This window comes from Methylobacterium aquaticum (assembly GCF_016804325.1).
In the GTDB taxonomy this organism is placed as follows: Bacteria; Pseudomonadota; Alphaproteobacteria; order Rhizobiales; family Beijerinckiaceae; genus Methylobacterium; species Methylobacterium aquaticum_C.
Map to the genome: position 1 here is coordinate 5,675,925 of NZ_CP043627.1, position 11,576 is coordinate 5,687,500.

General features: G+C 70.9%; 12 protein-coding genes (1 of these 12 only partly in view). 8 read left to right on the forward strand and 4 right to left on the reverse strand.

The features are described 5' to 3' along the window. Positions 1-37: 37 nt before the first annotated feature. A complete protein-coding gene (gene trxA, locus F1D61_RS26045) occupies positions 38-946 on the reverse strand; it encodes a thioredoxin (RefSeq protein ID WP_203155041.1) in 909 nt (302 codons plus the stop codon). Positions 947-1,106: 160 nt separating this feature from the next. Continuing rightward, positions 1,107-2,420 carry an MFS transporter gene (locus tag F1D61_RS26050; protein WP_203155042.1) on the reverse strand — a complete coding sequence of 438 codons (1,314 nt, stop codon included), beginning with the start codon at positions 2,418-2,420 and terminating at the stop codon, positions 1,107-1,109. A gap of 69 nt (positions 2,421-2,489) precedes the next feature. Here F1D61_RS26050 and F1D61_RS26055 point away from each other — a divergent pair, with 69 nt between their 5' ends. From F1D61_RS26055 to F1D61_RS26080, 6 genes are all read left to right on the forward strand, one after another. Then, positions 2,490-3,077 (forward strand): TetR/AcrR family transcriptional regulator, encoded by a 588-nt coding sequence (locus tag F1D61_RS26055; RefSeq protein ID WP_203155043.1) that lies wholly within the window; start codon positions 2,490-2,492, stop codon positions 3,075-3,077. Positions 3,078-3,543: 466 nt separating this feature from the next. Next, on the forward strand, positions 3,544-5,397 hold the full coding sequence (locus F1D61_RS26060; protein ID WP_203155044.1) for a glycoside hydrolase family 15 protein: 1,854 nt from the start codon (positions 3,544-3,546) through the stop codon (positions 5,395-5,397). Between the two features lie 260 nt (positions 5,398-5,657). Then, a complete protein-coding gene (locus F1D61_RS26065; protein WP_203155045.1) occupies positions 5,658-6,503 on the forward strand; it encodes a transporter substrate-binding domain-containing protein in 846 nt (281 codons plus the stop codon). A gap of 274 nt (positions 6,504-6,777) precedes the next feature. Further along, positions 6,778-7,650 (forward strand): transporter substrate-binding domain-containing protein, encoded by an 873-nt coding sequence (locus tag F1D61_RS26070; protein WP_203155046.1) that lies wholly within the window; start codon positions 6,778-6,780, stop codon positions 7,648-7,650. Positions 7,651-7,742: 92 nt separating this feature from the next. Next, entirely contained in the window at positions 7,743-8,414 is a 672-nt protein-coding gene (locus F1D61_RS26075) for a transporter substrate-binding domain-containing protein (protein ID WP_203155047.1), read from the forward strand. Continuing rightward, positions 8,411-8,581: a hypothetical protein gene (locus tag F1D61_RS26080; protein ID WP_203155048.1), complete on the forward strand. Its 171-nt coding sequence runs from the start codon at positions 8,411-8,413 to the stop codon at positions 8,579-8,581. The genes F1D61_RS26075 and F1D61_RS26080 overlap by 4 nt, the downstream gene beginning before the upstream one ends. 14 nt (positions 8,582-8,595) lie before the next feature. Here the strand turns inward: F1D61_RS26080 and F1D61_RS26085 are convergent, their stop codons facing one another. Next, positions 8,596-8,856, reverse strand: coding sequence for a DUF6894 family protein (locus tag F1D61_RS26085; RefSeq protein WP_203159283.1), 261 nt, complete (start codon positions 8,854-8,856; stop codon positions 8,596-8,598). 208 nt (positions 8,857-9,064) lie between these two features. On the opposite strand from F1D61_RS26085, the gene F1D61_RS26090 reads away from it, so the two are divergent. Continuing rightward, the gene (locus F1D61_RS26090) at positions 9,065-9,793 is read left to right on the forward strand and encodes a hypothetical protein (protein ID WP_203155049.1); all 729 of its coding nucleotides are present in this window, start codon (positions 9,065-9,067) and stop codon (positions 9,791-9,793) included. 220 nt (positions 9,794-10,013) lie between these two features. Here F1D61_RS26090 and F1D61_RS26095 read toward each other — a convergent pair whose 3' ends face one another. After that, positions 10,014-11,030: a TRAP transporter substrate-binding protein gene (locus tag F1D61_RS26095; RefSeq protein ID WP_203155050.1), complete on the reverse strand. Its 1,017-nt coding sequence runs from the start codon at positions 11,028-11,030 to the stop codon at positions 10,014-10,016. Between the two features lie 156 nt (positions 11,031-11,186). Between F1D61_RS26095 and F1D61_RS26100 the strand changes: the two genes are divergently transcribed. Further along, a protein-coding gene (locus F1D61_RS26100; RefSeq protein WP_203155051.1) for a phosphogluconate dehydrogenase C-terminal domain-containing protein crosses the window boundary here: on the forward strand, positions 11,187-11,576 show its start. The gene runs 441 nt beyond the window's last position; 390 of the gene's 831 nt are visible here — the first part of the coding sequence; the start codon lies at positions 11,187-11,189; its stop codon lies beyond the right edge, outside the window.

An 11,576-nucleotide genomic window follows, 5' to 3' on the forward strand; every position in this document is an offset into this window, starting at 1 on the left:
CGGCGTAATGCCGCGCCGGACAGGCACTTTGTCCGCGTCAGGAGAACATCAGCGTCGAGAGCTTGCGCCGGCCGCGGATGGTCATCGGGTCCATCGGGCCCCAGGCCTCGAACAGCTGGAGCAGCTGCTTGCGGGCGCCGTCGTCGTTCCAGGTCCGGTCGCGGCGCACGATCTCGATCAGCTGGTCGACCGCCTCCTGCTGCTGGCCCTTGGCGTTGAGGCCGAGCGCGAGGTCGAACCGGGCCTGGTAATCGGCCGGATCGGCCTCGATTCGGCGCTGGAAGCCGGCGAGGTCGCCCAGCGACGCCGCCTGCTCGGCGAGCTCGATCGCCGCCTTCACCGCCGCGATGGCGGGGTCCTTGGCGGCCTCGGGCGGGGCGGATTCGAGGAAGCGGCGGGCGCCCTCGACGTCGTCGCGGTCGAGGAGGAGGCGGGCGAGCGCCGCGATGGCGCCGGCATGGCCCGGCTCCTGGCCGAGCACGGCGGCGTAGATCTCGGCGGCGGCATCCGGGTCGCCGGCCTCGGCGGCTCCTTGCGCCTCGGCCATCAGGTCCTCGACCGCGGTCGGGCCGAGGGGGCCGACCAGGCGCTCGATGAAGGCCTTGATCTGGCCCTCGGGCAGGGCGCCCATGAAGCCGTCCACCGGCTGGCCGCGCTGGAACGCGATCACCGCCGGGATCGACTGGATGCCGAGCTGGCCGGCGATCTGGGGATGCTCGTCGATGTTCATCTTGACGAGCTTCACCTTGCCGCCTGCATCCTTGACGGCTTTCTCGATGATCGGGGTGAGCTGCTTGCACGGCCCGCACCAGGGCGCCCAGAAATCGACCAGCACCGGCTGCTGCAGGGATTCCTGCATCACGTCCTGGCGGAAGGTCGCCGTGGTGGTGTCCTTGATCAGGGCGTCCGCAGGAATCTGGCCGGCCGCGGGAGTGTCGGTAAGCATCGATGACCTCGGGAGAACGGCCTTCACGTCGCGGGCCTCGCCGGCCCGCCGAACAGATGGGGTAGACCGGTCGCCCCGGCCAGGGCAAGGCGCGCAAAGCCGGAAAAAGCCCGGAAAAACAGGAGCCGGCCGCGCCGCGGTGGCGCGTCCGGCGTAACCCTCATGCCGCCGCCGGCGAAGCCTGCCGCATCCGGCCGATCATGAGCGACATCAGCGCGGCCATCACGGCGGTCAGCCCGGCCGCCAGGAACGCCTCGAGGTAGCGGCCTTCCGACGCCCGCACCAGGCCGGCGCCGAAGGCGGCGGTGGCGGCCCCGAGCTGGTGGCCGGCGGCGATCCAGCCGAACACGATCGGGGCGTCGCGCTCGCCGAAGGCCTCGTTGGCGAGCCGCACCGTCGGCGGCACCGTGGCGATCCAGTCGAGGCCGTAGAACACGGCAAAGATCGACAGGCTGTAGAACGAGAAATCGGTGAAGGGCAGCGCCATCAGCGACAGGCCGCGCAGGCCGTAATAGACGAAGAGCAGCTTCCTCGGGTCGTAGCGGTCGGTGAGCCAGCCCGAGCCGGTGGTGCCGATGAGATCGAACACGCCCATCAGCGCGAGGAGGCCCGCGGCCCGCACCTCCGGGATGCCCTGGTCGGCGCAGAACGAGATCAGGTGGGTGCCCACCAGCCCGTTGGTGGTGAGCCCGCAGATGAAGAAGGTGCCGAAGAGCAGCCAGAAATCGCCCTTGGCGCTCGCCCGCACCAGCCCGTCGATCGCCGCCTTGAACGGATTGGCGCGCCGCGGCGGCTCGGAGACGGTACCCGGCGCAGCCCCGTAGGGCGTGAGGCCGATGTCGGAGGGACGCTCCGGCAGGAGCCAGGCGACGAGGGGGATCAGGGCCGCGATGACGCAGGCGACGGTGAGCACCACCGGCCGCCAGCCTCCGGCCTGCGCGATCGCCGCGAGTCCGGGAAGGAAGATCAGCGTGCCGGTGGCGGTGCTGGCGGTGAGGAGCCCCATGAACAGGCCGCGGCGCACGGCAAACCAGCGGTTCACGACCGTCGCGCCGAGCACGATGGCGACGCAGCCGCTGCCGAGGCCCGACAGCACGCCCCAGGTGGCGATGAGGTGCCAGGGCTCGCTCATGAGAGCGCTCAAGGCCGTCGAGGTCGCCATCAGCGCCAGCGCGCAGAGGAGCGTGCGGCGGATGCCGAAGCTCTGCATCAGCGCCGCCGCGAAGGGGCCGACGAGCCCGTACAGGAAGATGCCGAGCCCGGCCGCGAAGGAGGTGGTGGAGCGGCTCCAGCCGAAGGCCTGCTCCAGCGGCAGGATCAGCACGCCCGGCGAGGCGCGCAGGCCCGCCGCCGCGAGCAGGCACAGGAAGATCACGCCCACCACCACGAAGGCGTAGTTCCGGCCGAAGGGCCGGGGCCTGGGAGCCGTCGGGGCCGGGGAGGCGAGGCCCGGCGGCGACACGGTCGAACTCATGCTGGGACATCCTCCCCGAATCGTGCTACGACGTTACGTACCGGTCAGTAACATCGTCAAGGGTCGAACATGGCAGAGGGGCATGACGGGAGCGCACCCGTCCGGGCCGGCGACCGGATCCGGGCGGCGGCCCGGGAGCTGTTCTACTCGCGCGGCTTTCGCGGCGTCGGGGTCGACGAGATCGTGGCCCGGGCAGGCGTCACCAAGCCCAGCCTCTATCGCGGCTTCGCCTCGAAGGACGCCCTCGTGGTCGCCTGCCTGGAGGATTACGACGCGGGCCTGCGCGGGCGCCTCGACGAGGCGCTGGCGGCCCATTCGGACGACCCGCAGGCCGGCCTTCTCGCCTTCCTCGACGGCATCGCCCGGCGCAGCGCCCGGCCGGGCTTTCGCGGCTGCGGCCTCACCAACGCGGTGGTCGAGTACCCGGAGGCGGACCACCCGGTCCGCGCGGCGGCGTGCGAGGGCAAGCGCATGCTCCATGCCCGGCTGACCGAGGTCGCCGGCACCCTCGGGGCGCAGGCGCCCGGACGCCTCGCCGACGCGCTGCTGCTGCTGGTCGAGGGGGCCTTCGCCTGCGGGCAGATCTTCGGGCTCGACGGGCCGAACCGCTCGCTGAGAGGAGCCGCCGAGGCGCTGATCGCGGCGAGCCGTGCATGATACGACATCCGGAAGGTCACTCCCGGATGTCGTACCAACAGCTCGCGCGGTGAAGCCGTAGGCTTCACACGCTTGCGCGAAGCCGCTTTCCGCATCGCGAAGCGATCGATCGGCGACTGTATCGTTGGTCAAGCCAGATCCGCACTGCCCCGCTTGGTCTGGCCGTGCGGGCGCCAGGTCGTTCACCGGCGTGAGCGTCAAGGCGGGCGCTGTGCGCGACAAGGCTTCGATACGAGGTGAGGGGCGAGGACCGGCCGCACTGTTGCAGGACCGCCGGCGACGACGGGACGCCACGTTTTCACCCCGGCGTTCATCCGCAACGAAATTTCCGCCCTGCGCCAGGAACGCCCGGCAAAACCAGGCGATTCGTCCACAATACCGCTGGGGCAGGGGCGGCATCGGGGGGCGGCGATGCCGGCCCCTGTTGCGGCCTTCCCCGCCGGCTCCCCTCTCGCCCGAGACTTTCATGCACGATCCGGACGCGCGGCCCTACCAGCCCATCGAGGCCTACGGCCTCATCAGCAACTGCCACGGCTGCGCCCTCGTCGCCCGCGACGGCTCGATCGACTGGGCCTGCCTCGACCGGTTCGATGCGCCTCCGGTCTTCTCCCGCCTGCTCGACCGCCGGCGCGGCGGCTTCTTCGCCCTTTCGCCCGAGGGGCCGTTCGAGAGCGCCCGGCTCTATCTCCCGGGGACCAACATCCTCGAGACCACCTTCACCTGCGCCACCGGAGCGGCGACGGTGCACGACTTCATGCTCGCGCCCGAGCCGGGCGGGACGCTGCCCTGCCTGGTGCGCCTCGTCTCCGGCGTGTCCGGCACGGTGCCGATGCGGGCGGTCTACCGGCCGCTGGCGGGTTTCTCGGAATCCTTCCCCACCCTCGGCCCCATCTCGGGTGGGGCCGGCGCCGAGGGCCTGCCGGACCTGATCGCCGATCTGCCCATGGCGATCGAGGGAGAGCGGGCGGTGGCCCGGTTCACGATCGCGCATGGCGGCGAGCAGGCCTTCGCGCTCTATCCCGGCGGTTCGGCGGCCCGCACGGAATTGCGCCCGCGCGAATGGATGGAGACGGCGCGCCGGGCCTGGACCGGCTGGTCGGCCGGCGCCGCCTATGACGGGCCGCTCAGCGACCAGTTGCTGCGCAGCGCGCTCACCCTCAAGGCGCTGACCTACGCGCCCTCCGGCGCGATCGTGGCGGCGGCCACCACCTCGCTGCCGGAGGAGATCGGCGGCATCCGCAACTGGGATTACCGGTTCTGCTGGATCCGCGACGCCTGCCTGTCCTTCTACGTCCTGAAGAAGTTCGGCATGGTGGCCGAAGCGGAGGCGTTCTTCTGCTTCATCGGCACGCTGGCCGAGCGCGGCGAGGGAGGCCTGCGCCCCCTCTACGCCATCGCCGGCGAGACCGATCTGACCGAGCATGAAGCGGCGCATTTCGAGGGCTGGCGCGGGAGCGCCCCGGTCCGCTACGGCAACGAGGCGGCCGAGCAGCACCAGAGCGACGCCTACGGCCAGGTGCTCGACCTCATCCACCTGTATCGCAGCCTCGGCGGCACCATCCCCGAGGCGATGGAGCGCCAGGCGATCCGGCTCGCCGATTTCGCCGCCGAGCACTGGCACGAGACGGATGCCGGGCTGTGGGAGCCGCGCAAGCCCGAGGAGCATTACCTGCACGCCGCGATCATGAACTGGGTCGCCGTCGACCGGGCGATCCGGCTGTTCGGCGAGCGGCCGCACTGGTGCGAGGCGCGGGACGCGATCGTGGCCCGGGTCAACGGCGAGGGGATTCACCCCCGGGACGGCTACTACCCGCAATATGTCGGCGGCGACGATCCCGACGCCGCCCTGCTGATCGCCCCGATGGTGGGTTTTCCGGTCGACGAGGCGGTCTTCGCCCGCACGGTCGAGGTGGTGATCGCGCGCCTCGGCCACGGCCCGCTCGTCTACCGCTACCGCAACGACGACGGGCTGCCGGGGCACGAGGGCACCTTCCTGATCTGCGCCTTCTGGCTCGTCGACGCGCTGGCCTGGCTCGGCCGGATCGAGGAGGCCAGGACCCGGTTCGACGCCCTGCGGGCACTCCAGAACGACCTCGGCCTCTACGCCGAGGAGGTGGCGGAGGACCGCACCTTCCTGGGCAACTTCCCGCAGGCCTTCAGCCACCTCGCCTTCATCCACAGCGCGCTCGTCCTCGACCTCGCGGCCCAGGGCGGGCGGGAGGCGGTGGCCGGCACCTATGCCGACCGCACCCTGCGCGAGACGCGGTGGCGCCGGGTGCCGTGGATCGTGCCGCCGACCGGGACGACGGGCAAGGAATGAGAGCGCCGCGGCACCGCAGCCGCATCGATGACCGGGGCGCCCGATCACGATACCGTTTCCTCGACACAGTCGCCCTCGACGGGCACCGGCGCGATTAACCCGATCTTGAAGGGACGACGGCCATTCGTTCGTGGTCGAGCGGTCTGGACCGCGTCGCGATCGCCCTGCCATCGCGACGTGCTCCAAGCCTCTGATTTTACTGCATTTTCTGCAACGAACCGGTATCCACTCCGTCGGAAAACGCTCGAGCGGGACATGTCATGGGAAAGTGGCGGGGTCTCGCCGGTCTGATCGTCGCGCTCGGCTTCGTCGCTCCCGGAACGGCGCAGGCCGGGGGCAAAACGCTGACCTGGCCGCTCTTCGATGCGCCGCCCTTCACGATCACCGAGGGCGAGCATCGGGGGACCGGCATCTTCGACCGGATCCGCCGGCTCCTGGGCGAGCGACTGACCGATTACGCGGTCACGAGCGTGACGGTGCCGTTCCCGCGCATCGTGACCTCGCTGAAGAATGGCGAGGAATGGTGCTTCGTCGGCGGCGTGAAGACCCCCGAGCGCGAGGACTTCGCGGTCTTCTCGCGCCCGGTGGCGATGTTCTACCCCCTGCGCATCGTCGTGCATGCCTCGAAACGCGCCCGCTTCGAGGCGCTCGGCCCGCTCTCCCTGCGCAACCTCCTGAGCGAGCACCGCGCGTTGCGCACCAGCGTGCTGCGCGACCGCGCCATCGCACCGGCGGTGGACGCGCTGTTCCGGCAATACCCGCCGGGGCAGACCTATGCCCGGTTCATCGAGGCATACCGGATGCTGATGAACGACCGGCTGGACTACCTCGTCGACTTCTCCAGCATCACGGCCTACCACATCCGCCAAATCGGGCGGCCGGACGATGTCGTGGGCCTTCCCTTCGCCGAGAGCCCCGATCCGGTCTTCGCCCGGGTGATGTGCGCCGGCACGCCCTGGGGCCGTGAGGTGGTGGCGCGCATCGATGCGGTGCTGGCGGAGGAACGGCCGGGCCCGGCCTATCGCGGCATCGTCGAGGCCTGGGCCGCACCCGAGGACCTGCCGGGCATCCGCGCCGTCTACGACGCCTTCCTGGCGAGCGACTGACGTTGCGAGCGGACGGGTCGACGAGCAGGCGAGGGACGGTCGGCGCAGTCCACGCGACGCGGCTCACCGAGGGGACGATACCGCGCCCGCAATTTCGGATTGCAGGTGCGGCAGAAGCCATATCGATGAGTTGTTATTCTGGGAAGATTCCGTCACTTAACCCGATCTTCAAGATCAGACCGGCATTGGTCTATGGCTGGCCAAGTCTCATGACTGGCCAAGTCCCATGCTGGCCAAGGCCTATGACTAACCAAGTGACAAAGCGGGAAACGTCATGGTGAAGCGGCGCAGTCTCGCCGGTCTGGTCGTCGCGCTCGCCCTGGCGGTCCCGGGGGCGGCCCGTGCCCAGGACGCGCAGGTCAGGGACACGCCGATGTCCCGGCCGATCACCTGGTCGGTCTACGATGCCCCGCCCTACATGATGACCGAGGGGGAGAACCGCGACGCCGGGATCTTCGACCGGATCCGCCGGCTCCTGAGCGAGCGACTGATCGGCTACACCCATTCCACGCTGAACGTCCCGTTCCCGCGCATCATCACGTCGATGAAGAACGGCGAGGATTGGTGCTTCGTCGGCGGCGTGAAGACGCCCGAGCGCGAGGGCTTCGCGGTCTTCTCGCGCCCGGTGGCGATGTTCTATCCCCTGCGCATCGTCGTGCGCGCGGCGAATCGCGCCCGTTTCGAGGCGCTCGAGCCCTTGTCCCTGCGCGACCTGCTGACCGAGCACCGCGAATTGCGCACCAGCATGCTGCGCAACCGCGCCATCGCCCCGGCGGTCGATGCGCTGTTCCGGCAATACCCGCCGGGCCAGATCCATTCCGAGTTCGGCGAGGCATTCCGCATGCTGCTCAACGACCGGCTGGACTACCTCGTCGAGTTCTCCAGCATCGCGGCCTACAACGCCCGCCAGTTCGGAGAGCCGAACGCCTTCGTGGGCCTGCCCTTCGCCGAGAGCCCCGACCCGGTCTTCGCCCGGGTGATGTGCGCCGGCACGCCCTGGGGCCGCGAGGTGGTGGCGCGCATCGATGCGGTGCTGGCGGAGGAACGGCCGGGCTCGGCCTATCGCGGCATCGTCGAGGCCTGGGCCGCGCCGGAGGACCTGCCGCGCATCCGCACCGTCTACGACAGCTTCCTGGCAAGCGATTGAACCGGCGGGCGATCGACCGCGGGTTTCGGCTTGATCTCGACGACGCGACCTGCCCTGACCGATACCGGCTCGGAACTTCCGCAGGGAACGCCATGAAGAAGCGGCACGGTCTCGCCGGTCTGGTCGTCGCTCTCGCCCTGGCGGGGCCGGCTAGGGCCGAGGGGAAGCAGATCACCTGGACGGCCTCCAACTCCCCGCCCTTCATGATGACCGAGGGCGAGGAGCGCAATACCGGCATCTTCGACCGGATCCGCCGGCTCCTGAGCGAGCGGATGACCGGCTACACCCATTCCACCCTGGTCGTGCCGTTCCCACGCATCCTCGCCTCGCTCAAGAGCGGCGAGGAATGGTGCTTCGTCGGCGGCGTGAAGACCCCCGAGCGCGAGGGCTTCGCGGTGTTCTCCCGCCCGGTGGCGATGTTCAATCCCCTGCGTATCGTCGTGCGCGCGGCGGACCGCGCCCGCTTCGCGGCGCTCGGGGAGCTCTCGCTGCGCGACCTGCTCACCGACCATCGGTCCTTGCGCACCAGCGTGTTGCGCAACCGCGCCATCGCCCCGGCGGTCGACGCCTTGTTCCGGCAACACCCGCCGGGCCAGATCCATTCCGAGTTCGGCGAAGCTTTCCGGATGCTGCTCAACGACCGCCTCGACTACCTCGTCGAGTATTCCAGCAGCATGATCTACTTTGCGCGCCAGCTCGGGCAGCCGGGCGCCTTCGTGGGCCTGCCCTTCGCGGAGGGGCCGGAGACGGTCTTCGCCCGGTGATGTGCGCCGGCACGCCCTGGGGCCGCGAGGTGGTGGCGCGCATCGATGCGGTGCTGACGGAGGAACGGCCGAGCCCGACCTATCGCAGCATCGTCGAGGCCTGGGCCCCACCGGAGGACCTGCCGCGCATCCGCGCCGTCTACGACGCCTTCCTGGCGAGCGATTGATGCGACGGGCGGCCTCAAGCCGCGAGCGCGATTCCATGCGCGACGAAGGGCTCGACCCATACCTGCCGGCCGGTCAGGTCGTGGACGCTCACCCGCCACGCGGCCCCGTCGTCGCCCGGGCCGAGGTTCCGCATCGCCGCCGCGGCGACTTGCCGGGCGCGGCGGGCGAGGGCGCCCGGACCGCGCACGAGGCTGCCCTCCGCATCGAGAATGCACTCGGAACCGTTGGTGCAGTGAAAGCGGTACCGCGTCCTGCCGTGCCTCTCTCCTTCGATCCCCGGCCCGTCCCGGCCGACTCGATGGCCCCCGGTTAATGTTCACTATATGTTCTGTTTCCGCAATCCGGCCAGGGCGGAGGCGCGATGCCGCAGGCCGGCCCATTCGCCTCGGTGGGGCGCCCGCACCGGCGAAGAGGGCTCGCCCCCAACCCGGATTCCTGCCAGTTTCGGAAGCACGGATTGAAAAACCCCGGCGGGAGAGTACATGCCCGGCTTGTTCGACCCCATCCTGAACTGGCGGCTTCTGCCGGGCTCGCACGCCTTCCCGGGCCCGGATGGCGGTACCTGCATCAACGAGGCGGCCGTGGTGGCGGCGGGTCTGCCCTATCGGGCGATCCGCTCCTCGGCCGATTGCCCGCCCTGCTTCTCGGGTCCGCTCGCGGCCTATGCGCTCGGCCTCAACGACGCGATGCCGGATGGCGAGCGCCCACGGCTGATGGCCTTCGTGCTGCGCCTCGCGGGCTCCGCCGATTCCGAGGAGGTCGAGGCGGCGCGCACCGCCCATCTCGTGCGCGAGGGCGTGCGCCGCCTGCTGCCGCCGGTGCTGGAGCGGGCCGGGCTGGCGCAGCACGCCGCCGCCTGCCGGGCCGCGACCGACCTGCAAGCGGCCGTCACCGTGGCGCGGCACGCCTCCTGGTCCGCCGGTTCTCTGGCCGAGGCCGCCGGCCGCCGGGGTACCTGGGTGCGCGGCGCCCGCGCGGCGGCCGTCTCCCGCGCCGCCCTCTTCGCTGCCGAGATCGATGCGCGCACCGCCGCCGACGCGGCCGAGGCCGCCGCCCTGTTCTGGCCCGGGGCCTGGGCCGAGGCGGTGGCGATCCTCGACGAAGCCTCGAGGCTCGGCCGACAGGCGCCGTCCCTCACCGCCGACGAGGCCGGGCTGCGGATGGAGGCCGCGAAGGCGGGCTTGCGCCGGCGGGCTGCCGCGGACGCGTGAGACCAACGGTCGAAAGAACACCACCCTCGGTTCCGTTCTCGAACTCTTCTCGAGGCTCTCGCCCGGCATCGAAAATTCGAGATGGCTCGCTGGCCCGATGTGTCGGCATCTCGGGCCGTCGGTATCACAAGCCCGCGCGGTGAAGCCGTAGGCTTCACACGCTTGAGCGAAGCCGATTTCCGCATCGCGAAGCGATTAGGCGGAAATTGCATGAGACGCGTCAGCGCCCGCGATAGGCCGCGAGGATCCGCGCCCCCTCCGGCCCGGTCTCCGTCTCCCAGGCCGCCACGGCCGCTTCGCCGGCCTTGGCGAGCAAGGCGGTGATCGACGGCGCGGGCGGGTCGGCGATGACGACGCCGTTCTGGCGCATGCGGGAAAAATTCTCGTCGAGGCGGGTGCGGATCGCCGCCCATTGCCGCGCCTCCGTCTCGGCGGCCGCCGCGTCGACGGCCTGGCGCAACGCCTCCGGCAGGGCCTCGTAGGCGGAGCGCGAGACCACCGCGACCGAGATCGGCATCGCGTATTGCACCGCCGTGAAGTGCGGCAGCTGCTCCCACAGGCGGCGCCCGACGCCGCCATCGCCGGAGGAGAGCATCGCGTCGACGGCACCGGCCTTCACCTGCGGGATCGCGTCGGCCTGGGACAGGTTCACGGCCTGAGCCCCGGCCGCGGCGAGCACCGTCGTCGAGGTCGCGTCGTAGGTGCGAATCTTGAGACCCTTCAGGTCGGCGGCCTCGTCGAGAACCTGGCGCGACCAGATCCCCGACGGCGCCCAGGGTGTGACGTAGAGCAGTCGCTGGCCATGCGCCGCCAATGCCCGGGCATAGGCCGGCTGGGCGATCGCCGCGAGGGCTTTCGCGTCCTCGATCGAGGTCGCCAGGAAGGGCAGGGAGGAGAGGGCGAAGATGGGATCGACCGCCGCCAGCGGCCCGGTGAAGGCATCCGCCGCCTCGACCGTGCCGGCCGCCACCGCGCCGATCATCGCGCCGGAGCGCAAGCCCGCCTCGGCATCGAAGCTCGGCGCGACCGCGAGCCGTCCGCCGCTGCGCTCGGCCGCGAGTCGCGCGAAGGTGGCCAGCCCCTCGCCTGGCATGGTGCTGGCGGGATACTCGGTCGGCATCCGCCACACGATCCGCGGGCCGTCCGCCGACGCGGCCGGAGCCTCCGCCAGGGCGGGATTCAGGCCGAGCCCCCACGCACAGGTCAGGATCGCTGCGAGCCGGGCACGCTTCGTCATTCGTCGGTCCTCCTCGTCGGTCATGCCGGGCATTCACCCCGCGGCGGCCCGGACGACAAAGCGATTGCCGCGGGCCCGGTCCGCCGCCACTCTCGGATCCGCCGCCGTGGCCCGACAAGAGGCCCGGACGAAGCGGCTCGCGGGAGAGATGACGCCATGACCGAGACGATCGCCCTGTTCGGAGCCGGGGGGAAGATGGGCGTGCGGCTCGCCCGCAACCTGATGACCTCCGAGTTCCGGATCGCCCCCGTGGAGGTCGGCGAGGCCGGGCGCCAACGGCTCCAGAGCGAGCTCGGCCTCGCCTGCATGGAGGCGGACGCCGCCCTCGACGGGGCCGAGGTGGTCGTCCTGGCGGTGCCCGACACGCTGATCGGCCGGGTCTCCCATGCCCTGTCACCGAAGCTGAAGCCCGGAACGATGGTGGTGATCCTCGATGCGGCGGCGCCCTTCGCCGGCCACCTGCCGGAGCGGCCGGACCTGACCTACTTCGTCACCCATCCGTGCCACCCGCCGATCTTCAACGACGAGACCACGGCGGAGGGGCGG